This window comes from Aliikangiella litoralis (assembly GCF_052495765.1).
The window spans coordinates 3,044,774-3,071,271 of the sequence record NZ_CP199292.1 but is presented as its reverse complement, the minus strand read 5'-3'; the positions used below and the strand labels follow the sequence as shown (position 1 = coordinate 3,071,271).

At 41.1% G+C, this 26,498-nt stretch carries 24 protein-coding genes; 1 reads left to right on the top strand and 23 read right to left on the bottom strand.

Annotated features, from left to right (window positions below):
• Positions 1-6: 6 nt before the first annotated feature.
• The 5 genes from merA to ACT5E3_RS12555 all read right to left on the bottom strand — a co-directional run bounded on the left by merA (position 7) and on the right by ACT5E3_RS12555 (position 4,667).
• Positions 7-1,671 carry a mercury(II) reductase gene (merA, locus tag ACT5E3_RS12575; RefSeq protein ID WP_444993886.1) on the bottom strand — a complete coding sequence of 555 codons (1,665 nt, stop codon included), beginning with the start codon at positions 1,669-1,671 and terminating at the stop codon, positions 7-9.
• A 30-nt stretch (positions 1,672-1,701) separates the two neighbouring features.
• Positions 1,702-2,019, bottom strand: a complete 318-nt coding sequence (locus ACT5E3_RS12570) for a heavy-metal-associated domain-containing protein (RefSeq protein ID WP_444993885.1) — start codon at positions 2,017-2,019, stop codon at positions 1,702-1,704.
• Between the two features lie 40 nt (positions 2,020-2,059).
• Entirely contained in the window at positions 2,060-2,413 is a 354-nt protein-coding gene (locus tag ACT5E3_RS12565; protein WP_444993884.1) for a mercuric transporter MerT family protein, read from the bottom strand.
• Positions 2,414-2,480: 67 nt separating this feature from the next.
• Entirely contained in the window at positions 2,481-2,903 is a 423-nt protein-coding gene (gene merR / locus ACT5E3_RS12560; protein WP_444993883.1) for an Hg(II)-responsive transcriptional regulator, read from the bottom strand.
• Between the two features lie 9 nt (positions 2,904-2,912).
• The gene (locus tag ACT5E3_RS12555; RefSeq protein WP_444993882.1) at positions 2,913-4,667 is read right to left on the bottom strand and encodes a hypothetical protein; all 1,755 of its coding nucleotides are present in this window, start codon (positions 4,665-4,667) and stop codon (positions 2,913-2,915) included.
• A 235-nt stretch (positions 4,668-4,902) separates the two neighbouring features.
• On the opposite strand from ACT5E3_RS12555, the gene ACT5E3_RS12550 reads away from it, so the two are divergent.
• Positions 4,903-5,442, top strand: coding sequence for a hypothetical protein (locus ACT5E3_RS12550; protein ID WP_444993881.1), 540 nt, complete (start codon positions 4,903-4,905; stop codon positions 5,440-5,442).
• Between the two features lie 218 nt (positions 5,443-5,660).
• Here ACT5E3_RS12550 and ACT5E3_RS12545 read toward each other — a convergent pair whose 3' ends face one another.
• The 18 genes from ACT5E3_RS12545 to ACT5E3_RS12460 form a co-directional block, all read right to left on the bottom strand.
• Entirely contained in the window at positions 5,661-6,020 is a 360-nt protein-coding gene (locus tag ACT5E3_RS12545) for a DUF6488 family protein (RefSeq protein ID WP_444993880.1), read from the bottom strand.
• A 55-nt stretch (positions 6,021-6,075) separates the two neighbouring features.
• On the bottom strand, positions 6,076-6,954 hold the full coding sequence (locus ACT5E3_RS12540) for a cation diffusion facilitator family transporter (RefSeq protein WP_444993879.1): 879 nt from the start codon (positions 6,952-6,954) through the stop codon (positions 6,076-6,078).
• A gap of 597 nt (positions 6,955-7,551) precedes the next feature.
• Positions 7,552-10,740, bottom strand: a complete 3,189-nt coding sequence (locus ACT5E3_RS12535) for an efflux RND transporter permease subunit (RefSeq protein ID WP_444993878.1) — start codon at positions 10,738-10,740, stop codon at positions 7,552-7,554.
• 15 nt (positions 10,741-10,755) lie between these two features.
• Entirely contained in the window at positions 10,756-11,925 is a 1,170-nt protein-coding gene (locus ACT5E3_RS12530; RefSeq protein ID WP_444993877.1) for an efflux RND transporter periplasmic adaptor subunit, read from the bottom strand.
• A gap of 23 nt (positions 11,926-11,948) precedes the next feature.
• Positions 11,949-13,181: a TolC family protein gene (locus tag ACT5E3_RS12525; RefSeq protein WP_444993876.1), complete on the bottom strand. Its 1,233-nt coding sequence runs from the start codon at positions 13,179-13,181 to the stop codon at positions 11,949-11,951.
• A gap of 71 nt (positions 13,182-13,252) precedes the next feature.
• Positions 13,253-13,609 (bottom strand): hypothetical protein, encoded by a 357-nt coding sequence (locus ACT5E3_RS12520; RefSeq protein ID WP_444993875.1) that lies wholly within the window; start codon positions 13,607-13,609, stop codon positions 13,253-13,255.
• A 482-nt stretch (positions 13,610-14,091) separates the two neighbouring features.
• Entirely contained in the window at positions 14,092-14,529 is a 438-nt protein-coding gene (locus tag ACT5E3_RS12515; RefSeq protein WP_444993874.1) for a DUF411 domain-containing protein, read from the bottom strand.
• A gap of 265 nt (positions 14,530-14,794) precedes the next feature.
• Complete coding sequence (locus ACT5E3_RS12510) at positions 14,795-15,259, bottom strand: hypothetical protein (protein ID WP_444993873.1); 465 nt, start codon at positions 15,257-15,259, stop codon at positions 14,795-14,797.
• Between the two features lie 12 nt (positions 15,260-15,271).
• Positions 15,272-17,638 (bottom strand): efflux RND transporter permease subunit, encoded by a 2,367-nt coding sequence (locus ACT5E3_RS12505; RefSeq protein WP_444993872.1) that lies wholly within the window; start codon positions 17,636-17,638, stop codon positions 15,272-15,274.
• Positions 17,639-18,892 carry a DUF1302 family protein gene (locus tag ACT5E3_RS12500; RefSeq protein ID WP_444993871.1) on the bottom strand — a complete coding sequence of 418 codons (1,254 nt, stop codon included), beginning with the start codon at positions 18,890-18,892 and terminating at the stop codon, positions 17,639-17,641.
• Between the two features lie 31 nt (positions 18,893-18,923).
• A complete protein-coding gene (locus ACT5E3_RS12495) occupies positions 18,924-19,718 on the bottom strand; it encodes an outer membrane lipoprotein-sorting protein (protein WP_444993870.1) in 795 nt (264 codons plus the stop codon).
• Between the two features lie 27 nt (positions 19,719-19,745).
• On the bottom strand, positions 19,746-20,531 hold the full coding sequence (locus ACT5E3_RS12490) for a DUF3050 domain-containing protein (protein ID WP_444993869.1): 786 nt from the start codon (positions 20,529-20,531) through the stop codon (positions 19,746-19,748).
• Positions 20,532-20,553: 22 nt separating this feature from the next.
• Entirely contained in the window at positions 20,554-21,681 is a 1,128-nt protein-coding gene (locus ACT5E3_RS12485) for a hypothetical protein (protein WP_444993868.1), read from the bottom strand.
• A gap of 19 nt (positions 21,682-21,700) precedes the next feature.
• Positions 21,701-22,183 (bottom strand): type II toxin-antitoxin system RatA family toxin, encoded by a 483-nt coding sequence (locus ACT5E3_RS12480; RefSeq protein ID WP_444993867.1) that lies wholly within the window; start codon positions 22,181-22,183, stop codon positions 21,701-21,703.
• Positions 22,184-22,195: 12 nt separating this feature from the next.
• On the bottom strand, positions 22,196-23,455 hold the full coding sequence (locus ACT5E3_RS12475) for an aspartate aminotransferase family protein (RefSeq protein ID WP_444993866.1): 1,260 nt from the start codon (positions 23,453-23,455) through the stop codon (positions 22,196-22,198).
• Positions 23,456-23,472: 17 nt separating this feature from the next.
• On the bottom strand, positions 23,473-24,510 hold the full coding sequence (locus ACT5E3_RS12470; protein WP_444993865.1) for an SDR family oxidoreductase: 1,038 nt from the start codon (positions 24,508-24,510) through the stop codon (positions 23,473-23,475).
• Between the two features lie 21 nt (positions 24,511-24,531).
• The gene (locus ACT5E3_RS12465) at positions 24,532-25,350 is read right to left on the bottom strand and encodes an SDR family NAD(P)-dependent oxidoreductase (protein WP_444993864.1); all 819 of its coding nucleotides are present in this window, start codon (positions 25,348-25,350) and stop codon (positions 24,532-24,534) included.
• Positions 25,351-25,360: 10 nt separating this feature from the next.
• A complete protein-coding gene (locus ACT5E3_RS12460; protein ID WP_444993863.1) occupies positions 25,361-26,182 on the bottom strand; it encodes a fatty acid desaturase in 822 nt (273 codons plus the stop codon).
• Between the last annotated feature and the right edge of the window lie 316 nt (positions 26,183-26,498).

Here is a 26,498-nt window from a genome sequence, read left to right as displayed (position 1 = left end):
CGCATTCTATCCGGCGCAGCAAGACAGCTCTTTAACATCCTTGCTAAAGGTTTGTGCGCATAGTTTGATCCCTTCAACCATCGTCAAATAAGGAAAGAGTTGACTCGCTAGAGCATCAATCGTCATTTGGTTATAAATGGCTAATACCGCCGTCTGGATCATCTCGCCCGCATTTTCTGCCAGGATTTGTGTGCCGATTAATTCTTGCGTGTCCTCATTAACGACGAGCTTAACAAACCCTTGTGTTTCATAGTTGGCCAAGGCGCGAGGGACATTTTCTAAATCTAAATGCCGACTGACGGTTTTTATTCCTTTTGCATTCGCTTCATCTTCTGTTAAACCAACAGTAGCGACTTGCGGATCGGTAAAAATAACCGCTGGCATCGCCGATAAATCGAGCGCTGCGTCTCCACCAGTCATATTAATCGCTGCGCGGGTGGCTGCCGCCGCCGCCACATAGACAAACTGCGGCATGGTGCTACAGTCTCCAGCAGCGAATATATTTTCATGGCTGGCTCTAAGGTTAGCATCGACGATAACGGCACCTTGTTTGTCAACTTCAACAGTGGTGTTATCGAGTTTCAGTTGATCGGTATTAGGATCACGACCTGCAGCAATGAGCAACTGATCACAAGTTAATTTACCGTCATTGAGTAATAACTCAAACTGCTCATTCTCAAAGGTCACTGATTGAGCTTGCGTATGGGTTAGCACAGTCATTCCTTCCGATTCGAAGGCTTGTTGCAAACTTTCACCCAACACCGGGTCTTCGCTATAAAGTAAAGTATGACGAGCCAGCAAAGTGACCTGAGTGCCGAGGCGTTGATAAGCTTGGGCAAGCTCAACGGCGACGACTGATGAACCAATTACGACTAGATGATTAGGTAATTCTTCAGCAAATAGCGCCTCAGTTGAGGTCCAGTAAGGCGCAGCCTCAATGCCTTCAATGGGCGGAATAAAGGGTTTCGAACCGGTCGCAATGAGTATTTTATCGGCGGCGAGTTCAGACTGTGAACCATCTTTCTGTGTGATGACTAGCGTATTATTATTTTTAAAAGTTGCAAAACCTTTAACTAAGGTTAGCGCAGGGTTACTGGCTAAAATGCTTTCATATTTTGCCGCTCTTAGCTCGTCGACTCGCGATTGCTGTTGCTGTGCTAACAACGTGCGGTCTATTTCAGGTTCATGATCGGCGATCCCGGGAAAGGGATTGTGTCGCTGATGTTGCGCTAAGTGTGCGGAGCGGATCATGATCTTGGACGGGACGCAGCCCACGTTCACGCAGCAACCACCGATGACATCAGATACTTCGATGATGGTCACTTTAGCACCGTGTTCGGCTGCTTTAATTGCCGCCGCGAAAGCACCGGAGCCACTGCCAATTATGGCAACGTGTAGCGGTTGATTGTCATCAGAATCTGCGCTGGCCGCCGAGCAACAATCTGTTTGGTCGTCACCGGTTACGTTGAATCCCGCTTCTTCAATCGCAGTGACTAAAAGTTCACGCGAAACCGCTTCTACCGCACTGACTTGCGCTAGTTCAGTTTCAAACGAGACTCTCGCTTGCACACCCTCAATATGGCGCAGGTTATCTTCGATGGATTTCGCGCAATGATCACAGGTCATGCCACTAACTTTAAAACGGTATGTTTTAAGACTATCTTGGTTCATAAGTGCTCCAAAAGGATTTGCAAAGACCGGTTAAATGGCAGTAGCTTTATAACCAACGTTAGTGGAGGCCTTGGCGATGTCTTCAATTTTTGCTTTAGACGGGTTATAGATCACAGTTGCCGTTTTCGTATCATAATCGACGGTGGCTTTGATCACGCCATCAACTTTTTCCATAGCTTTGCGAACCGTGATATCACACATTTTACAAGTCATGTTTTCGATTGAAAATTTGGCCGTCTTTTCAGCAACAACCGCTGTTTCTGAAGTTGGCTTAACCTCAAAGGCGACCAGGTTGCCAGTGATTGACATTGTGCTTAGTACAAGTCCCAATAGAATAATTTTTTTCATTGATGTTCTCCAAAAAAATAGTATTTAATCGATAATGATTCTAGCTAATAATAAACTCGGCGTAATAAGGAAAGGTCACCATAGCTATCAAAATAGCGGACACAACCCAAAAGATAATACGTTGATTTTTCAGTACTTCCGGATTGGCACAAACCGAGCCTTCTTCGCAATTTTGTGGAACCAAGTAGAGCTTTCTAAAAACGACTGCTAAGATAATCACAGTGATCCCTGTTAAATATGGGCTATAAGGCTCCATCGCGGTTAGATTACTCATCCAGGCACCACCAATCCCGAGGGATAAAAGCAGCAACGGTCCAATACAACAGGCTGATGCACCAATGGCGGCAAGCGCTGCCAGGATTAAAGGGCGGTTGTTAGAAGCTATTTCCGACATAAACAATGACTCATTAACTGTATGATTTAGTCAGTTTACACTCTGGGGTATGGTACAGAGTCAAGCGTTATTCATCGTTTAGAAACCCTTTCTGAGATAGTGCCTCGATAAAAGCACATTGAATTTCATTGTTTTCTTCCTGGCAGGAACAAATCAATTCATCGAGAACCGACTTAATCGTCATTAATCCTTCAATTTGACGCTGAACAAGTTCACGTTTTTCCTGTGCGAGCGCTTGAACATCTTCGCAATGCTCACTCCCCAGCAGTAGCAATTGTTGAATTTCTTTGAGTGAAAACCCCAGCTTTTGTGCTCGCTTAATGAATTTAACGCGATCAATCGTTTCTTGAGGATAGTGTCGGAAACCAGCGTCCGGCTTAGGTGGTTCAGTGATGAGTCCTTGTCGTTGATAATGGCGAATGGTTTCAATGTTGACGCCACAAGATTTTGCCAGTTTTCCAATGGTTAGAGTTGGCTTAATAGACTTCATAACAGGTGTTTAACTCCATCGTTTGAGAGCATCAGCAATTTCATAGATACTCGTAACGCAACTATCTAGTAGCTGAAAACCTTGATGGACAAATGACTGTGACTGGTCTAATTCAAGAAGTTTAATTGCATCTTCAATTTTACTACCAGGCAGGTGAGCGTCAGCATGCCGAAGTTCATACACGCCCACAAGTGGCGCCGTCATCTTTCGAACTTGTTCTCTGTCATTTTTCTCAGCTAATAAGTTTTCGAGTGACTTTAAAGAACCCCACTTAGTCTTTTTTGGTGGAGGAACAATACTTTGCATCGCATCAGCATCCAAGCTGTCAGCAGTTAACCGCGCTAAATCTTTGGCTAATGCATATAGTGTCGTTCCATCGAGCGCACGAAATCGATGGGTTTTCTTAACAAGCTCGGGAACTATCTCGTGCTCTCTTAACAGCTTAATACCAAGTTTTTCTTGGGAAATTTTGTTAACTAATTGAATTCCTTTATGCAAAAATTCCTCAGGTGCAAGAGTCTCGGCCGGTGATGCTTTGACTTGAGATGCGAGTAATTCGGCTGATACACCGGCTTCAGGAGAAATGTTGTAGCCAGCCCAGATCTGCTGTTGCCAATCGGGTAAAAGTCCAATGTCTTTTGCATAAACGTTGATATAGCCCAACTCATTAACGCCAAAATGAACGCCATCGGCATAAGAACAAGCAACAGCTCCAGTATCCTGAGTATAGAATGACAGTGAACCACCGCGGCGATGGTATAAGGCCATGATTACATCGGGTTTGAACCATAGCCAGCTACCAACACCGATCAACTTATCACTACTGACTTTTTTACCTTCGGCATCGATAATAAAAAAACTTGTGGCTTGAATTTTATCACCTCTGAGTTTTGGGCTCAGCTTACCTGGTTCAAACCACTCATTACGCCATAACTCTCCGAATATTCGATAGAGTTTTTTTCCTTTAAACCGATGCTCACTAGTGGCATGTTTAGTATTTTCTTCCGTCGGAACAGCAGAAATGTCGGGTACATCATCGTTTTCCACATCATCAGTTCTTGCGACATGAAAAACAGCGACTTTTTCGCCATATGGCTGTCCACCTTCGTGGATCGGTATAACTCGTCCTTCCCAACGATCGGATCCCGTCTCATCTTTTTCGTTTCCGTCCTTCCAAGTAATCGCCGGTTGATTCAGTGTAATAAAGTCGCGGCTATGATAACTGGTGATATAAAGCCTCATCGCGCGAGCACAGAGATAATCCTTAAGGTATTGAGCCCTCATTTCCAATAAAACGGGCCTTCCTTGCTCTTCCTTTTTTATTCTAGCGACTTCGATATAGCCGTCTTCTGGACACAACCAGACGTCGCCTTCTCGGTATAGACCAAGCGATAAAATGACGTCTTGATGCAGGTGCCAAACTTGTGAAACATCGCCGTAGGAGCATTGATCCAAAACCAAATGGATCCCTTCTAAATCATCATTGTGGTGTTGGAAAAGGTCGGCAGGAGTATAAGTATCGTGGTTTAAGCGACCTGCATGGTGATGACTGATACCGACATCCATCCAATCAAGTTTCTCTGCAGCTTTACGCTTTTCAATTGGAACAGCAAGCGTACCGCTCCCGAAATACTCCTCTTTATAGTCTTCGTATCCATATTGTACATGACTTTCGAGCTTAATATTGGCTCTTAAGGGGATCCATACTGAGCGGCTTAGGTTTCTTCGTCGAATATCTGCCATTTCAAACCAATCTTGGTTCATTGTGCTTCCATCTCCATTTTAGGTAATTTTAAATCGTATCAATAGCATACGAGATTTCTATCGAAAAACTTGCATTGTTAATCCCTAAGCGTAAACTCTGTACTATAAGTACAGGGTTTGTCAAACTGAAACATATGTTGTGTGTCTTTATCCACTTGCAACATATAGCGTTACAGTTCGAAACAAAGCGATATCGGTAAATGAACTATCATGGGAATAGTGAGAATAAATTCCGATGACCATAGAGAAGCTTAAACAAGACGATACCAATACACTTGGCGTCAGCGTCGGTAGTGTTGGGAGATTTATCAGGCTTTGGTTAGGTGTATGTGTTCTGATCTGGGTCGGCGTCGATTTTTATCCAGTGACTCACTCTCATAACTTAGATTTCTTTTTGATGATGGCTGGTTCCTTTCTGGCGCTGACTGTCAGTTTTACATTACTCCATATCTTAATCGGAAGTTACCTGGTCGGAAAAAATCCAATTTACGGTACTTTAATATTTGTCCTGCCAATGATTTACTTGTTAGTGGCTCCGGAGCTAGATCATTCACAACAATTCGGACACTGGTTTGGCTGGCCAGAGCTCAACCATCCTTTTCGGATAGGATTACTTCTATTTCTTGGCGTTTCCTTAATTGTTCAGTTTTTTGATAAATATGGTGGATGTGAGGTTGTTGCCATTCCTAATGTGTTATTTAGAAAAAACTACGGCACTTATTGTTTGCCATTGCTGGTGATCGATGCGCTTGAAAATAACAAATCAAAAGAATAATCCCTTTTTTACAAACATACCAGTAAAACTCCAAGAGCTAGAATATTATGGCGAATATCCATGAAACGGCGCTCCAATGATTTAAATTAAACTTAAAAGAGTCCTGTTCGACATCCGAAGTCGGCACTAGTATCCATTGACTTGGGCCGATACCAAGCAAAAGTTCAGCCGGTTCAAAAAACGCTTGCCGGTGGAGAGTAAAAGCAAAACATTCTAGATTAACGCATATGATTCCGAGTTTTTTTAAAGTAACTCTCTTCCATCACTTCAAGAACATGTCCCTGCTTATCAATTAAAAAATACAACGACTGGTTATTCTTTTTATTAACGCCTTTTATGATATAACCTTTGCCGGTCTCCTCGAACAACTCAAAATTATCTTTCGGTACAATACGCCAAGAATGGTGGAGTTTGCCTGCTGATGATTTATTGTCGTTAAAAGTGAGTTTATTTGCTGAAGCTTGCACCAATTCAATGGCTTCAGTTAAATTAACTTCCTTGTTATCCCGGACGTTTCTCATTGCTGAAACATAGACAGCAAACAATACAATAAGAGCAAAAGCGATTACTATTTTCATGCTTTTCTATCTAAGGGCTGATTATAACTCTCTGGTTGCCAAATAAATTTCAAGGTTAACTGTCTCGACAAGTATCGTCGTAGAATTCAAACTCGAGTGTCGTGTGTTTAAAACTGTAGGGTTTTAATGTTTCTTCGATATTTGTTCGCAAATCATATAGGGCATCAATAGTGACAGGCTCGCCCAAAACAAGATGCCCAGTTAATACATGGTGCTCACCATCAAGAGACCAAAAATGCAAGTGGTGAACACTTTCTACCAAATTAAAATCGACTAGGCGATTTCTGATCTCATTTAATACTTTTTTATCTGGCGTTGCTTGTAAAAACGTTCGAATGGTTAAAACAAGATTTTTAGCTACATTGAATAGAATAAAAAGCGTGAATGCCAATGACAATATTGGATCAAGAATTGGTGCTTCGAAAAACATTAATACAATGGATAGAATCAGCACAGCAATCCATCCAAGTACATCTTCTAACAAATGCCAATTGAGTACCCTTTCATTAAGTGTTTTTCCTCGACTAAGCTTAAACGCAGCAAACCCATTAACAAGTACTCCAAATATTGCCAAACCTAGCATGCCTTCCACAACAGGCATTTCGGGATTTTGCAATTTTGGGATAGCAATGGAGATGATCCAGATCGAACCGACAAGTAGTACAACGCCATTAATTAATGCGCCTAAAAGTGTAAAGCGTTGATAACCATAAGTATAAGTTTCATCGGCCTCTTTCGCTCCCAGTTTGTTTAAGACCCAGGCTAAACCTATGGAGATACTATCGCCTAAATCGTGGACGGCGTCCGCCATAATGGCCGTGCTATTGGTTAAGAGTCCACCGATGAATTCTATCACCGTATAACTTAAATTAAGAACGAATGCCCAACCAATACGATTTGAGCTTTCATGTTCTGCGCTTGAATGAGTATGCATTATACTGTGTCCTATTGGGAGTTTCCTAGCCGCTTAACATTTAAATTAATGATGTGGCGTATAAAATATTGATACAGAACTTTCTTAACACCGACCAAGTTGGTTCCATGTGTCGCATAAAAATCATCGGGCGAATCAAAAACACCAAAATCATCATGGATCCCTTCCTTTTGAATGTAGGTATCCGTGCCTTGCCAATCTACTGGCGGATTAGCTAAGCAGTCAGTTGAAACCCCGTAACCGCAAAATTCGCCCTTAACGCTCGCAAATTTAGTTTGGATCGCTTTTAAGTAACCCTCGTCTAAAATAAACCCTTCTAAGTTAATCCATTGGTCATTCAGATAAACTTCTACCCAACTATGAATGATATATTTTGGGGCTAGAGCAATTAGAAAACTAGGAATAGCGCCTCGTTGTAACTCTTGTTCGATAGTAAGCGGTAAAAGATTTCCACTGTCGATTGAGAATCAGTAGCCGGACATCAACATTTTGAAAGTCCAAAATAGTCGTTTCTTGTAGTGTTCTTTCATCAATACCCCCTGTTAAATTTAGTGCCTCAAAGTAAATCTACTTTGAGGCTTAACGATTTAATTAAAATTAATCTGAAAACTTTCCTTTAGAAAATGGGGAAAATAAAACAGGAAGTACATACAGGGTTAAAAATGTTGCAGTGACTAGCCCCCCTACAATGACACTCGCTAAGGGCTTTTGAATTTCTGCGCCAACGCCATTAGAAAGTAACATTGGAATTAATCCCAGCGCTGAAGTAATCGCAGTCATTAGCACCGGTCGCAGTCTTGAAACTGCACCATCAAAAACCGCATCATTGATCGTCAGCCCGTCATTAATACGCTGATTAATTTTCTCGACCATCACAACGCCATTTAATACGGCGACGCCAAACAAAGTAATAAATCCAACTGAACTTGGAACTGAGAGATATTGGCCTGAAGCCCATAGCGATAACACTCCCCCAATAACCGCGAGTGGAACGTTAACCAAGATTAATAAGGCCTGACCGACTGAGCTAAATGCGAAATACAATAGCAATGCAATTAATCCCAACGACACAGGCACGACAAGAGAAAGTCGTTTTTGAGCTCGCTGTTGATTTTCAAATTGCCCACCAATTTCAACGGAGTAGCCTGTCGGAAGTGAAACTTTTTCCGCGATAGTGTCTCGAATATCCTCAACGACACTTCCCATATCCCTTCCTTGAACATTGGCTTGAATAACCACTCGACGTTGAACATCATCACGACGAACTTGGGGAGGACCCGCTTCGATAGTTACGGTTGCGATATCTCCTAATCTTACCCAAGCACCTGAGGGTGAATGTAGTCTGAGATCTGAAATGACTTCGCGATCTTGACGAAACTGTTCATCAAGACGAACATAGATATCGTACCGCTCGTTACCGTTAATGATCTGCCCGGCGCTTGCTCCGCCCAATCCATCCTTCACCATCGTCATTACATCGGCAACCGATAATCCATACCGGGATAATGCACGTCGATTGGGTCGTACCACGAGTTGAGCTTCGCCTTCAATTTGCTCCATCGCGACATCTCTGGCACCGTTGACAGTCTTAATAGCCGTTTCGATAGCTTGGCCCTGCTCTGCCAGTATCGTTAAATCAGGCCCGAATAGCTTAATGGCTAATTGGGCTTTTACGCCCGATAACAATTCGTCAACACGAGTCGCAATGGGTTGAGAGAAGTTGAATAACAATCCCGGGTGTTGTTCAAGCTTCAACTCCATAAGCGATTGCAGTTGATGCCTATCAGAAGCGCTGATCCATTCATGGACAGGCTTTAATCCGATATAGATTTCGATATTGTTAACCGGTTCAGGATCGCCACCAATTTCCGCTCGTCCAATACGCGATAAGGCATAGTTGACTTCAGGAAATTCCAAAATCATTGATTCCAGTTTTGGAGCAACCTCTAGCGCAGTTTTTAAACTTGATGAAGGTGCCAAAGTCACACGTAAATTAATGGTACCTTCTTCGAGCTCAGGTACAAACTCCGTACCCAACCTGGGTAACATTATTGCTGCTGAAATGACGAGTACTAATGCCGAAGCGATAACAAATTTTGCGTTATTGACCGCCCATCGCAGACTTTTTCGATAGAATCGATCGATGGGTTTTAGAATAAAACTTTCACGCTGAACAATATCTCGTCTAAAAAGGTACGTCGCTAATGCGGGTACTATTAAAAGTGCAACCATTACAGCAGCTATCATCGCTAGCATTATGCTCACAGCCATAGGCTGGAAAAGCTTTGCCTCAACCCCTTCAAATGTAAACATGGGCATAAAAACGACGAGGATAATAGCTGTCGCAAAAAATATCGGGCGAGCAACTTCCCTTCCTGCTTCTTGTAGTCTAAGCGGAACTCCGGCTTTTTGTGTGCGAATGACTTGAGATGGTTGAGTATCGGATGGACTCGCTAGACGAGTTTCATCGTGCAATGAGTCTGGGTGAGTCAAATGTTTGAACATGTTTTCAACCATTACTACCGAACCATCGACTAACATTCCGATAGCCACAGCAATACCACCTAGCGACATCAGATTGGCGGATAGACCAAACCAGGACATAACCATTAACGCAATTCCGACAGAAATTGGAATTGAGATGAGTACTAATAAAGTCGCCCTGATATTCATCAAAAAGAGCGCTAGTATGACAACGATTAAGACGAATGCGAGTAATAGCGCATTGACTACAGTATCGACGGCTTGTGTGATCAAATCTGCTTGATCGTAAAATACTTCAAAGCGAACTCCCTTCGGTAAAGCTTGGTTTATACGGTCAACGCGAGCGTTAATACTATCAATTGTGGCTTTTGTATTGACCCCCATTCGCTTAAGTACAATGCCTGTTACCACCTCTCCCATTGACTCAACCTCGCCACTGCTGTCGCGTCGAGTCATTGTAACGGCGCCTTGTCGGATTTCATTTCCTAGGCTGACTTTTGCAACATCAGCAACCGTCACTGTCGTGCCGTTAACTGTTTTTAACGGAACTTGTCCGATTTCTTCAAGACCCTTTTCACCATGGGAAAGCCACCCGGTGCCTCGGATGACAAGTTGCTCCTGACCACGATTCAAATACCATCCCCCCACATTTTCGTTGTTTTGTTCTAGCGCAGACATCACATCTTGTTGTGAAAGATCAAAAGCCAATAATCGGGAAGGATCCAGGTTAACTTGGTATTGACGAACCTCTCCACCAAATGACAATACATCGGTCACACCGCCGGCAGGGATTAATAGTAACTTAACGACCCAATCGTTTAGGCTTCTTAGCGTCATAGCATCGTAACCAGAGTCGGGATCGGCAACTAAAAGATATTGAAATACTTGTCCCAATCCAGAAGTATTAGGTCCCATTTCTGGCGTACCGACACCTTCTGGTATCAGTTCTTTCGCAGTCTGTAATCTCTCAAACACCAGCTGCCGAGCAAAATAGATATCAGTGCCTTCCTTAAAAACGACTGTTACGCCTGACAATCCAGTTTTAGAAATTGAACGAACTTCTTCAACGTCCGGCAAGGCATACATAACCGCCTCAACCGGATAAGTGATCAGTTGTTCGACTTCTTCAGCCGCTAGTCCAGGCGCTTCAGTATTAACCGACACTTGTACATTAGTGACATCAGGAAACGCATCAAGATTTAATTTTGGGATAATAAAATAAGCAGAAACGATTAACGTGAGCAATGCGATCACAACCAACAGACGGTTCGCAACTGCCCAATCTACAATTCGATTAAACATATGAAATCCTTTGTTTTAGTGGTTGTGCGGATCAAAGCCGCCCTTAGCAATTTGGGAAGCAACGAAAAAGGCACCTTCTGTTACAACTCGGGTTCCTGGCTCAATGCCAATAATTTCGCGCAAAACTCCTAAGGAACGTCCCAATGTCACTTCATGCGGTTTGAATTGACCTTTTGTTTCTTCGACAAATACAACCCAATCGCCATCACTACCCCGCATTAGTGCTGTCTCAGGAACTGCGATAACCGCGTTTTCGGTTTTAAAATTAAAGAACACGCTCGCAAATAATCCGGGATGTAATCGATGTGCCTTATTCTTAAGAACCAGTCTGACTATTCTGGTCCGAGTTTCGGGATCGATCGTATGCGCTTCTTGAGAAACCTTTGCTTTATAAGTGTTTGAGCCGATTTGAATATTGGCAATCATCCCTCGAGGTAAAGATAAGTTGGAGTTTGCAGGAAGCCTTGCCTCTACCCATAGTTCACTTTCATCGGCAAGGACCATTAGCGCTTCACCAGCTTCCATGCGTTGACCTTGGTGGAATTTATCGGTTAACACGGCTCCATTAACAACGGCGTTGAGCGTGTATTCACCCAATGTACTTGAAGATTTTTGCAGGCTTTCGATGGCTGATGATGAAAGTCCATAGGCGAGCAGTCGACTATTCGCCGCTTGACGCTCAGTTTGGGCTGCAATATAACGCTTGTCTCCAACGGCTTTTCTTCCGAGCTTCTGCACACGTTGCCACTCACTATTAGTGATTTGAAATCGAGCCTGAGCTTCTGAGACGACTTCGCTGAATAGTGTTACAAGCGGCTGACCGGTAGTAACGTGATCACCTAATGATGCATGACGCCTCAGAACGACAGAGTCTACACGCGGCGAAACCAAATAACTGGTATAGCCATTAGCCTTGATTTCACCTGGTGCATAAACTTGGTAATCCATCGGTTCAGGTAAAAGTTTCGCAACCTTAATGCCTGCAAGCGATATTTGTTTAGGCGAGAGTTTCGCTTCGCTTTCCTCACTTTCGTGGTTGCTGTGGCCATGTTCGTCTTCTTTGCCGTGACCATGTTCTGTCTTGTTGGTTTGATGGTCATGACTGTCTTCTTGGCTGAATACGGCAGCTCTGTTACCGCTCCCAATCAAAACCGTTAACAACATTAATTTAATAATTTGATTCATGATAAATCTTCCAAAATAGGTAATTATTTAAGCTGCTTTAGCGCAGTATTAATTTGTCCTGTTTGTAGGAGCCAGTCGGTGTACGCCATGCGATATTGCGTTTGTAATTCAATACCCGCAAGCAATCCTTCGGCTCTTTGCTGTAGCGAAATCAAGTACTCAGGCGTACTGACATCACCACTTAGCCATTGTTTTTCCAGCAGTTTTGCGCTGCTTTCTACTCGGCCCTTCATCAGTGTTTGCCAACGCTGATAGTGCTGTTGATATTCAATCAATGCAGCTTGAGCGCCTTCGACGGCATATTGCTGCTTACGTCGGACTGCCAGGTACTGTGATTCGGCCGCCAATGCTTGTTGGTCTGCCGCCCTAGTTTCTGCACTAAAATTATTTCGAACATTCAATGGTATCGAAAAAGACAATGCAACCACGTCATCGTCACCACTTTTACCAGCATTAATACCGAAGGATGGCTCAGCTTTAGCTTCCTGGCGAATGAGTTTTGCTTCTTGACGAAGGGTTTCCCATTTAGCACGCGAAGCTACAATGTTCGGATGGTCTTCAATCGTTTCACTTTGTTCGTTAGCTGAACTCACCTGCCAGAATGTCTTTGGAATCTGCGCCCACTCGGAAGACCAATCAGGTAATAGTTCTCGAAGTTGTGCTTCAGCTCGCTTAAATTGAACTAGGGCCTTCGCAGTTTCATTAAGCTTTTGCGAGAGCTCTAGATAAGTGAGTTCCGCGTCCAGCTGACCAAGATCGCCCGCTTGTTGGCGTTCTTTAATCGCTTTGAGCAAAGTCTCTAGATGTTGCTCTTGTTCACTGGCTAATCGGGCTTGTTGATTGGCAGAATGCCACTCGATCAATGCGCTAATGGTTTCTGCGGTTTTTTGCTGTCGGATTAGTTCAAAGGTATTACGTGTCGCTTGTCTACTATGAGTCGCTTGCTGCTTGCGAATACCGGCTTTATCCCACCAATCAATCGTCTGATTGATGCCGATCCGGTAATTTTTACTCTCGCCTTCACGTTCAAATTCCGTTTCGAGCTCTGGATTGTAGAGCGGTTGATCTTGGCTGTCGGCCCTGGATAAGGCGGAGTTCATTTGCTCTTTAGCCGCGATTACTTCTGGGTGTTGGTCAATTTGGTTTTGTAACCAATCACCCCATATATTGTCTGCAGGTGCAGCACAAAGGCTCGTTGAGAACACGAGCAGGCAAACACTTCCTAACGGAAAGCGTTTAAATAAACATCTAAACATTTAGATATCCTCTAATATAAAAATACTAATTAATCCAAGATTGGATAGTTTGAATAAATTTAATTAAGAGGCTAAACGATCGGGGGACGAAATGCTGGATTCAAAATAATTGAAGGTAAATTTAAAAGGTAGTCGAATGTCTTTTTCTGGTGAAAGACAAGCAAGAAATTACTATGAAATGCCGATACATATAGATTCGATGCGCCATGACAATGGCAGCAGTGGTGACAATCATAGGGCGAATTATCAACACTTTTAACCTTTGTTTTAGAGTCAGAAATTTTATCGATTGTTTCTTTCTCATGGTCGTGTTCGAAAGACAAATGTTCTTGACCTGATTGGTGGAGTTGATGGCCATCAATAACAGCGCCAACTGATTGCAAAGCAATCAGTACGGTTACAAATATTAACATCCAGCGTTTAATCATTAATCTCACTATTTTATGCTCATGTACAACAACACGAGCCAGGAACTATCTTCATTTATCTATCAGGACTATTTTTCGCAGGTATATAAGTCCACCATACCTATTTTAGCATGAGTGCGCTTAGAATAAATCCTGAAGTTGCTATAGAGTCAAGTGATTTTTCATATTTTCAAGTTAGCCAGATCATACAAGTGTATTTTGCCAAATTAAGCTAACCTATTTACAGAATTGTGAAAAACCGGAGTTTTAATCATGAAGAATCAATCGAAGTTAACTATCGGTCTTGTCATTGCGTGCGTTATTGTTATCGCAACGATTGTCCACACGTTCGTCGGCGACATCTCATTTTTTCACGGTATCGTTATGCACTCACTGTTTTTTCTTGGTGGGCTTGCCTTACTTGGATACTCGATCGAGAAATGGAACAAGAACAAACAGTAAGAGTCGTTGTGCAAATTCACTATATATCTTGCAAACAGCATTTAGTGTTCGACAAAAACCTCGATATTACCTTTGCTATCGAAGCTTAAAACGTCGTAAGACTCGACCGAGTCACCTCTCTCCATGCCAGGGGTCCCAATTGGCATGCCCGGTACGGCTATCCCGATGACATCAGGTTGAAAGAGTAGAAGACGAGTAATGTCTCGGTGAGTGATATGACCTTCCACGACATACCCGCCAATAACTGCCGTATGACAAGCTGAAATCTCTGGCGGTATACCTAGCCTGGCCTTTTCAGAGAGTAATTTTCGATTAGACACGACAGTGACGTTGTAATTAAATTTGCGAAGATAATTTATCCATTTATCACAACAACTACATTCGGGATTCTTATAAACAGTAATATCGCGAGGGAGCAGATCTTGAGCAGTCACAAAAGACTGCATAAAAATAAGAAAGATGGCAATAAAGTTTTTCATAAAGATTCCTCGTAAAACTAAATCTCAACGCTAGGCAGTAGTTCCAAGTGCTTTAACGTATTTGATCATGAATTGCTAAGCCTCATTTTAAGTAAATATCTCATTTAAAAACTAGAACTCGTGCACTGTTTTACCATTTATTTGTCGTTTTAAACGACTCGACTCCCAATCGATATCTGTCAGGAGAATTTAAACAAAATGTTGAACGAACGATTGACTGAGAAACTTGACGCATTCATCGCAATTATATGCACAATGACGTTACTCAAGTGACAACTAAAGATTCTAGTTGTTCTTTGACCTGATTCAAATAGCGTTTATTTCCAAGTGCGATTTCGTGCTTGGCAACCGTTTTTGCTAACAAACCCATCGTCTTAGATATCGGTAAATCAAACGAAATGACTTCATGAAACGCAATGCGACAACTGTGGCTGTTATTATCGATCGTGACACTCCCTTCAATTTCTAAATTGCTTGACTCACTAACCCAGCTAATATGCTTTTCCCCATCACCAGTATAACTTAGCGTATATTTTGGTTGAAAGACGATACCAAGATCTCTTTTTTCTTTTAATGTCCAACTTGCTTTATTCTGAGAAAGCAACTCAAACTCTACGACATCAACAACACATTGGTTTATTCGCTCTGGCGAAGTAAAAAACTCGTATATATCTTTTTGATTCGCTCTTATCGTGACAGTCAATTGACTGGCTACTTTTATTTCAGTCATTGTATTATTCCTTTACACATTTTCATGATTAGCAATTGATTTTTTAGCATCTAGTGCCGAAGTGTTATAGTCGTCAAAATCAAAACCACTCTGATTCTTTTCGATAGAACTCTTTGCATGTCTTCTAAATAGAGTATTCGTTACAGCAGGTAATAAAATAAAGGTACTCATTCCCGTCGTTAACATTGTTAATGTGATTAATAAGCCAAAGTTTTGGATCGGTGAAAAGCCAGATAACGCAAATACTGAAAAGCCTAATATGTTTGAAAAAATATCAAACGAAATTGCCTTGCCGGTGACTTGAATTGTACGATGATTACTCTCATTGATGTCAAAAGTTCTCTCAAAATGTTTCTTAAATTGACTCAGGTAGTGAACTGCAAAGTCAACACCTATACCAACGATCATTGCTGTAATAATTGCAGTGCCGACCTCGAGTCGGATCCCGATAAATCCCATCAACCCAAAAGTCACTGTAGTCGAAAAGACCAGAGGCAACACAGACAAGATGCCATATTTAAAGGAACGGAAAACAAACATGCAAAACAGCAGCACAATACTGACGGAAATAAAAATATTGAGGATCTCGCCAGAAACAATGTATTTCATTTGCGCTAACCACAACATTAGCATGCCACCGAACTCAAATGTTGCCTTATCTTTAAATTCCTGGTTCAGAAACTCATTGAGCTGATTATAAAGCATCAAATGATCTTCTTGTTCCGATGTAGTCACGCGGATATTGATTTTCGCGTGTTGGTAATCGTAATCGACTAAATCATTAAAATCGGCCGGTGATGATGATATTGAGTAGAGAAGCAAGTATTGGGCGACATGTTCCTGAGTATTGGGAATATGCGACTTTGTATCATGGTCAATATCGACCACTTGATCAATACGACGGATCACATCAACAAATGAGTAAGTTTGTCCAATTTCGTCAAAAGATTCGGCAAACTTTTGAAACGCCCATATTTTTTGAAGAAATTCTGGCTTTTTCAGATCATCAGGATTCTCAGCCTTAATCATGACATTAAAGAATCGCGCACCGCCATAGTCATCATTAAATTGCTCGATGCTACCTCGGATTTCGTGGCTTTTAGGAAAGTATTCAATAAAATCTGCGCCCGGTCTTATTTTTGTGATCCCATAGATTGATGTCATAATAATCAATAGTGCGACTACAATGACTATTTGATTATTCTTTAATGAGAACTCAGTAATACGGTTTAATACATTAGAGATAATTTGATGTGTGTTCTTAGGATGAGTTGGAGTATGTTTCGATCGAGTCAGTGTTAAAAGTACCGGTAATAACGTCATAGAAAGCAAGGTTGTAACGCTAATTCCAATCGCTGCAATAATGCCAAACTCTTTAATCGAAGTAACCTTAAATACAGCGAGCGTTCCGGCACCCAATGCTGATGTAAATCCCGTGATTAATACAGCTCTTCCTACTTTTTCAAATGCAAGTACTAGATTATCTGTTGCAGAATTTTTTAAGTTTGTAACATGGTTGTACGCATGAAGCACATGGATCCCATAAGAGCTGGCAATTACCGCTAACAGAATTGGGATCGATGTCGAAACAACCGTCAGTGGAAGTTTAGCAAACCCCATGATACCAACGGTCCAAAGAATACTTACAATTATTAATGAAAAGGGAACTAATACACCTTTCAAGCTTTTAAAGGAATAGTAAAAGCCAAATAACTGTAGAATCAAAGCCAATGGCACGAGAAAAATTGCATCACTTTGAATGCCTGCGTCTATCGCTTCGGAAATCACGGGATCGCCCACAATAGAATATTCATTTTCGTCAAAATATTTATCGACAATTTTGCGTACACCATAAAAGACTGTCGCTTGGTCAAATCCCTTAGCTATTTTGGCAGCAATAACCGTCGACTGGTGATCATGAGAGACTGCCCTCCCATAAATCAAAGGATTATCTTCAATATCGGATCGAAGTTGAAGCAGCGCCGAATCACTTAAAGGCAATTGTTCAACCAACTTCTTAACATCAAGCCCAAAATCGGAAGATTGAATATTTTGGATATTGGTGATGCTTTTAACTTCAGACTGGATGATAGATTGAACACTTTTTATTTCTTGAGTAATGTATCTAATCTTTTGTAGTGTTTCGTTTTTATAGAGATGCTTGGTTTTAATGCTCACTAAGATTTGATCTTTCTCGCCAAACACTTGAGACAGTTTTTCATTGGTCACCACAATCGGATCGTCTTTCGGTAATTCTGCATCATCGTTATTTCGAATGGTGATTTGTGTCGCACCTATGGCAGCAAGTACGCTCCCGATCAACACGAGGGAAAGTACTACAAATCGAAACTTGCAGATTAATTTGGCGTATTGAATCATCTAAAAGTAAGCCTCTAATTTAAATTGAAGTCTGTTATTGTTTTGATACTGTCCGAAAAATGAATGTTGCGGTCCGCCCATGATAAAGATGTTAGTCGCAAGTTTAATCGCTTCAGTCATTTTAAATTCATGGGACAATTTAATTAGATAGTCTTCATCAGAAAAATCATAAAGCGATTCGAACAAAAGCTCAGAGTCACTAGATAACTCTATGTCAGCTTTTAGAAAAAGAGTTTTATCAAATAGGTGCCTTAAATCGTTACTTTCATAATCAATATCAGTTTTAGCCTCTTGCTGGCTCCACTCCACTGCGAAAAACAAGTCTTTATCAAATAAAAGATTATTAAACGAGCGATCAAAACCGATCACCAAATGAATATAGGGATCATCTTTATCTTCCCTCAAACCACTAGAGTCTTCGGTATAAAAATAAGCCGCCTCTACTCTAGCCATCCATTTCCCTACCGGTAAAGCAAGATCGCCGCCCAGCATTTCAAACTTGGTAAAACTACCATTAATTTGAATTTCTGCTTGTTCAGGACTTATTGATAAAATTTCTTCGGTAAAGACCGGTAAGCTATCAATTCCCTTATGATAGATAAGTGAGTAGTCAAACTGATTACTATAATTTGAATATCGAAATAAAAACTGGTTATTGTCTGTTTTCGATTCAAAGCTGTCGTCATAATGCGTTCGATAGCTGGAGGGGAGATTTACATTTGAACCAGGTGTTTTGATTGAGTCAGGCAGGTCAAAAAACCACCGAGTGCCGATAGACGGCAACCGACTCGCTTTAAACTCTGGAATATAAATAAACTGATAAGTTTCAGATTGTATGTAGTATTTAAAGCTGAGTGACAACAGACCAAATTCTTCGTTTGTCGTATCGATAATGTCTCGATAATCTTTGGGCGTAGCAATACTCGTTGGATTAATAAATGTTCCCTTTCCCCACTGAAATATTTGCTTTCCGATCTTTATGTCATAGTTATCCGACTCGTATTTCAGCCATGCTTCTTGCAACCTGTTTTCGGCTTGCTGGTCTCCGGTAAGATATCTCCTTGATTTACTTTTTGATACGAATAAAACATCACTATATCTTGCTTCAAAGTCTAAGTGTAAATTAACTTCGGAACCGTCGAAACGTTCATTATCTAGCTCTACTTCGTAGATCTGTGTATCACTTTGAAGCGTACCTTCAATTAACACCTCTAATTCATCAGTATCTGCTTTGAGACAAGACTGATAACTCATTAATACAATGAATACCGGTAGAATGATTGGTTTAGCGACCACGTTCAAGATTTCTCACTGTTAGAGTTTTATCAGAAACCGGCTCATTAATTAGAAAGTCTTCGAAAAGCATCGTAGTAACACTTCCGGTTTTTAGGTTTTTCATTTCCATTTTGTGCGAACGAGCTAGATCGGTATTGCCAATCTTCTTAATATCACTAGCCGTAAATTCCTTAATAAGCCCATTGTTCTTATCGTAATATTTTGCTTGAGTCAGGATATAGTGTGTTTGTTCAATCCATAATTCGCGAGAACTGTAACCACTTTCCACCAGCTCCTGTTCATTTGTTGGCTTAGCCCTAACAACAAAACACTGCATTTCACCACACGGCGACTCTTTGATGAACTCGTATCGATATTTATCAAGCGACTCGTTGCTTAAATCTTCGTAACTAAATTCGGTCCCCATAAAATTATCCGACTTTTCAGAACTCGTAATACGCCTTGACCTTCTTAGGGCTGGTAAATATAACCAGCGGTCGTCTTCCTTCAATTCATATTCATAGGTGAGCAACCCAGTCCCCCGAATGTCCTTCGGGTAAGTAAACCGTATTAATGTGTATTCATCTTTGCTTTTGACTGTCTTTTTAATCCAGTCAAGTTCACGTTTTTGGGTCTTTCCAGCATCATTGATGAGCAACATTTTAAGATGCACTTGTTCGGTGTTGGCCCTTTTTTGTTGGTCATTTTTAAGCATGATCTCTCTGCCTCTTTGTTCATTAGCTGAAGCGAACAAAGAGGAGATCGAAAGTGCCATTACAAGCGCAAAGAATAACAATGACTTCATTAGGATCTCCTTTGTGTTGAATTGAATTTAAGCTGTTTCTAGTTCGATATTCTCAGCACTATCTTGTAATTCAATTTGTCGGGTCACGCCATTCCATAAATGATAACGTGACTCTAGCGCCATTAGAGAAGCATTTTGGACTTCATTCCATTTATCTTGGTCAGTGCCGCACATTGTTGCGATTATTTTCTCAGCTAATGGCCCATGTGAATCGCCGTCAACTTCAATGTGGCGCTCCATATAGGCAATCAGCTTATCTAATTTAGTATCTGGATCCTTGTTCATGTGTCTTAAGATTCCGGTGAACATATCTGGAATTAAGTTTTCTCTACCGACCGTGAAAGACGCGGCAATTTCATGGGCTTTTCCGTAAGTAATCGTGTGCATCGTTTGCTCCACAAAAAGCCGAGTCTCTGTAGGTATTTCGAGTTGACCTAGTGCCGTCTTATAGTCTTTACCTTGCCCTAATAGCGAAATGAATTGCGTGATTTGAGTTTTATCAGCGCCGACTTCATCCATGGCTTCCAAATACCATTCAAAATGGCTTTGCCCCATCACAACGCAATCACTTTCCTCTCCTAGAACAATTTCATTGATCATTTGTCTTATCATCGGATCGCCCTTAGGTACCCAAGGAACTTGTACACAGGTAAAGGATTGTTGTAGTGTTTTAAGAAGCGACATAAAATCCCATACGGCAAACACATGCGATTCCATAAACACTCTAATATGCTCCAGTGTTTTTAACTCGGAATAGAGTTTATGTTGCGTTAAAGATGAGTGGGCTTTTTCTATCTCAGGTATTTTTAACATTTTATTTGACCTCATTGGTAGCCTAAGAAATTATTAAGGGTTGACCTTTCATATAGTTAACTAAATTTTTTGTCATGCGATATCGAGAAGGCGGATGGAATGCCAAGGCTCTTACTGCGGAATATAAATAAGAAATTTCTGGATTTTGAATATATTGCATACCGCCTAGTAGCTCGACAGCGCGAGCGCTAGCTCGTTCAGTTGCACGTTGAATTGCATAGCGAATGTGCAAAGACCGACTTAACAATGATTCATTTTTTTCTTGATTTTCGATCGCTACCGCTAACCCTTCTAATGCACTAGTCGCGGTTTCTGTTTCATAGAGTACTTCAGCAACATCTTCATCTTGATAATGATCTAACAATAAAACTCGTTTCACCAAGCCACTTAAAATACCAACATAGCTCGCACATAAAAGTAATTCGAACCAAATAAAGCCTCGAGTTTGAACATCGTCTAGTTCTCCAAGATTTCCTGCATATGAAACCAATTGCTCGTGAATGTGAACTTTGTCTAGAATGATCTCTTCACTTTCGGAAGCTTTGAATAAATCTGAGCCCCAAAACTCTTTGCGTTTAATACCATCAACATCAGAAGCAACTAGTACAACACCTATTTTCTTTTCATTGTTTGCATCGGGCAATATCGCGCTAAAGGTTAAGAGATCCATTGAATGGGATAAGCTACATGGTTTCTTAGAGCCGCTAACATAATAACCACCATTTTCCGAAGGGGTTAGCTCTAAAAATGGTTCTAGAATATTACTACCAGCCCGACCCTCGGCGAACGCTGATGCGACTAATAAGTTTTCCTTTGCAATGGCTTCTAGGATCATCCATTCCATACCATTAACATTTTTGGCCATTTCTACTAAAGTTGCGACTGAGAAATGATGCATATTAGAAGCTATCGCTAATGAAGGAGATATCGAACCAATCATTCGTTGAAATCTCACCAATTCAACTGCCGTTGCACCATGCCCGCCATATTGTTTGGGAATAACGAGCTTGGGTCCGTGATTTTCCTTAAATAATTTGATAACGGGTGATGCAGTGCCTTCCATTTCCAATAACGAAAGAGAATCTATCTTCTCAATAAAATTAGGCAAATATTTTTCGAGCACTGCTTGCTCTTGTCTTAAATAGTTCAATTGACTGTCCTCAATATAGCTAAGCAAGCGCCGCCGTTAAGTCGTGTTCTTTTTCACAAACATCTGATGCTGTCAGAATGTCGGTGCTAAAGAATCCTTTAACAATTGAATCGATATTTTCGAGCAATGCTTGTTCAGCGATGGGCTCTAATAGCTCTGCCAAATGAGGAATTCCGAGATCGAGTGTTGCTTCAAATACGAGCTCTGTCGTTGAATCACCATTCATCCTCCACACACCATCGAATCTTTCCAGGTCTCCAGAAAGTTGATTAAATTGGATGGTTCGTTTACTCGCATTAAATACATCACGCTCGGACCACTTTAAAATGCCATCTCGAAAGGAAACTTCCCAATCACTAACACACTCATCATTTGACGAGTATTCGACATTTACCTCGCGTACGGCTTCGCTAAATTTAGAATACGATCGGAAATCTTCCAGCTTTTGATAGACAAAATCTGGGTGTTTATTAATATGGTAGGTTGTTTTAACATTTCTCATTGTTTTCTCCCTCTATTGGGTTTTTAGTCGGCTATCGATAGCAATCAATGAAGCGGAGATTGCATCAAATAGAGTTATAAGCTCCTTTTTCTTAAGTAGTGCTGGAGGTGTTAATCGCACTGTTTTATGATTATTCAGTGAATGCGACGTAATTACTTTGTGATTAAGTAATTCAAAGATAAATTCTCCAGCAAAATGCTCTTCGACAAATTCAATCCCTATTAAAAGCCCCTGACATCGAATGTCTTTGATAAAGCTGTAACGCTTTGTAGTTCGTTGATCGAGAAAATAATTTCTAATTTTCAACCCAACCACTCTGGCTCGTTCGGGTATATCGTCTCTTTTCAGAATATTAATGGTCGAGTTAACAATATCCGCAGCTAATGGATTGCCGGCAAATGTCGACGTATGAAGCAGCGGATTGCTGTTGAAGTGACTATAAACGTCTGATGTTGCTATCATCGCGCTTACTGGAAACACGCCGCCACTTAATGCCTTTCCACAAAGTAGGATATCAGGAGAAACATTCTCACTACTGATCCCCCACCATTGGCCAAGTCGGCCAAGTCCTGTTGAAATCTCATCTATAACTAACAAGGCGTTGTATTTTTTACACAACTCCTCAACCGCTTTCAGATATCCCTCAGGCGGTACAATCACGCCAGCTTCAGATTGAATGGGTTCTAAAATCACGCAACACTTCCCAGCAGACTCCTTCAATGAGTCCTCCAAAGATGCTGTGCTACCGTATTGAGCAAAAGAGACGTTCGGCAGTAATGGCAGAAAAGGAGTTCGATAAGTTTCATTGTGAGTAACGCTTAGCGCGCCGAGTGTTTTGCCGTGAAACCCGCCTTCCATGGCAATAAATGCTTTCGCGCCATTTAATTTCGCTAGTTTTAATGCCGCCTCGACAGCCTCTGCACCAGAATTAGCAAACCAAACGTAATCTAAGTTATCCGGGGCAATCGAAATAATGGCTTTGGCAGCTTTTGAAACGACGCTATTAATTAATACGCGGCTGCTCAGTGGATTTCTATCGAGCCTATTTTTTGCGGTGGCTATAATTTCTGGATGTCGGTGTCCGAGTAAAAACACACAGTACCCGCCACAATCTAAATAAGCGGTTCCCTTACTATCATAAAGATAACAGCCCGCTCCTTCCTGCTCTAACTGTATTCCCATCATACTCATTAGACGTGCCATACCGCTGTTCACAAATTGTTTATGACGTTGCAGCGCAGCTTCGACTTTTATGTTTGATATATTTTCCATCAGATCGATTGCCTATCCTATGCGTGTTTCTCTCTGTAGCGTGTACTTGAACTCCAGAACTCAAGGTTATTCCACAGTATTTCGTTAACCTCAGGTAAGTTTGGTAGTTTTAAGTCCTCGCGATACGATTCATAATTGCTTGGGAATGGCTTAAATAAATTAAAATAACAAGCATAATTGATCAGCATTTCCATACGCTTTCGCATATATCCCGGAAAACTAGGTAGAAATACTGGTTTAATTAATCGCTCAACCATATCGGGAGATACCATTCTTGGCATTGCTTTGAGGCAGTTGCATAGTTGCGAGAATTCCTCCAAAACCTTAATGATTGAACTCGCATTGGGGGCACTGGATCCGTAAGTTACCCATAATTCTTTGGTTTTGGTTTGATGTTTTAAAAGTGACGTAATGACATTAACCAGAATATCTTGCGGGATCATATCAACGTATGATTCGGGCGACACCGGAATGACAGGTGCAAAGCGATTGAGAATTGCGCCTAGAATAATGTGCATTCCTTGAAATGCAGCGATTTGACCGCTGGTGGAGTCACCAACCACAATAGAAGGTCGTACGATTTTATAATCAATACCACTTTCGCGCACTATTGACTCAGCTTCTCTCTTAGAATCACAATAAGCAGAATATTCAGAGACACTTGCTGGCAATTCTGTTCGGTGAACAAAGGCGGTACTGACATAGATGAGTTTCGCATTGGATTTTACAGCTAGTTCAACTATATTTTTGGTTCCATTGACATTGGTCGCCATGATCGCATCACGTGGCGAATCGAAATTTGTTATAGCCGCAGAGTGTATAATTTGCTCTGTTTCAGTTGTCAATTTTCGGTACATTTCTGTAGGAATGCCAAGTTGTTTTTCACGTACATTACCTTTGACGGACTCGACTCTTTCATCTTCAACTTCGCGCTTATTGACCAAGCAGGTTACCGAATACTTTTCTTCTAATAATTGAGGCAATAACGCTTGACCAACAACGCCTGACGCACCTGTCAGCAAAACTGATTGGGGAACTTTTGTTGCTACGCTCATTATAAAATCTCTCCCGTCAACTTAATCGTATTGTGGTTCGTCTAAAGCTATTTTTAATTCGCCGGTTTTGGATAACATGTTAATCCGAAGCTGAATAAACCAATCAACTAATTTTGGCATGTGTCTTGCGAACCAAAGCGATTGCGATGATAAGAAAGTCGTTCCAACATCTCGATAATTTTTACGACAGGCTTTTACTATCCCTTTTGATGCGCTTTGGATTGACTCCTCCATGCTAAATATTTTCATTCCAAATAATTTAATCGTCACTAAAGACTCTACCGAAAGACCTTGGCGTACTGCATCTTTGTGGATTGGTGTGTTAATAAAACCAGGATATACAGTGGTCACTTGGATTTGATTTCCATATTGCATACGGAGACAATCGGAATAGGCAGCTAAAGCTCTTTTACTAGCACTATACGATGGAATTAATGGTGCATTAACCATTGCAAATAGTGAGGAGACATTGATTACCTTGCCGTTACTTTTTAACAGTTCCGGTAATGCAGCTGCAACGACATGCCATGCACCAAATAGATTCGTTTTTAACGATGCTATTGAAGCTGTAGTCGGCATAATTCCAGCATCTTGAAGCTCAAGAGTTCCGGCATTATTGATGACGATATCAAGCCCACCTAAATTCTTTACCGCTTCATTCACGGCCTGGCCAGCTGATTCCGGGTCGCTTAAGTCAGCAACAATAATTTGCGCGTCACCTGCTTGATTGATATCGATCCCTTGAACGCGTGCGCCCTGCTCTGTCAAAATTTGTTTTACTTCCTTTCCTAAACCGCCAGCTGCACCGGTTAGTAAGACTTTTTTTCCATCCAATTTCATTTTGTTCTCCTCATTGCATATTTTTACTGCGCATAAATTCGTCTCGACCTATTAGCGCTGTTTTAAAGTATTTGTGGTATCTAAACCAAGGGATCTTGGGCCAAAGATGATGTACTAAATGATAGTTTTGATTTAAAGTCAGAAATTGCCACAGAATACCGGGATAATTTCGCGTATGTTCAAATGTGCTTTGCGAGTCGTGCGGAAAATGAACTAACCATGCCACGGTAAACTCAACCAAAATGCCACCGATAACCAAAGGAATAATCCACACGATAAGTAAGTCATAGAACATACCTTGCTTGATGGAATACGCGACAACGGTAACCTGTAAAAGGACAGTGAATATATGTACGGCCAGCAGCATTCCTTGGCCTGCCCATAGTTTCTGTTTCACCATAAACCAATTGTCATGGGTTAATCGGACCAGGATCCAAAGCGGCAACGCCCAGCGAGGTTTTTTACCGATCACATAATCAGGATCTTTTTCTGGATGATTCGTATATAGATGGTGTTGAGGATGAATTAATTTCAATAGTGGAAAGGTAATCCCTTCGTGAGCAGCACCAATGTATCCTAATGCAAAATTAATAGACTTGTTTTTATGTGCTATTTCGTGAATTGCTTCATGAGTGACTGTGTAAATAGCATATAAACACAAAGAATTAATAATAATCACTGTAACCGGGCTCAGTTCTCCAATTACAAACAGATAAATACTGTAGTAGAACAATCCAATGACACTAAAAAAAAGTAAAACCGTCGGATTGGTCAAAAAACCGTTTGGCGCGCGAAGTTCACTGCGCTCTAACTTTCTCCAGTTTTGACTCATTTTAATTTTCCCTACTAATTCAATAAGCATTAAATTTACTAACTAAAACCATTTGGATTTCTATTCTTAAAGTAGTCATCGCTACTCTCTTTACTATTTATTTAGGACGAGCGAAGTCGTGGCAAAACCGCCCTCTTTAAAATTCAAGTAAATCGAAATGCGTAACTTGCTAGATGTGTTTTGAAACCCTAAATACGAAATATCATTTCATTAATACATACCAATCTAATTCCATTTTTCAAACCTAAAAAACATTTCCTTTCCCTGGCTGCTAAGATTTAATTAAAGCTCTTTTTTAATTTTTAGTATAAAAGCA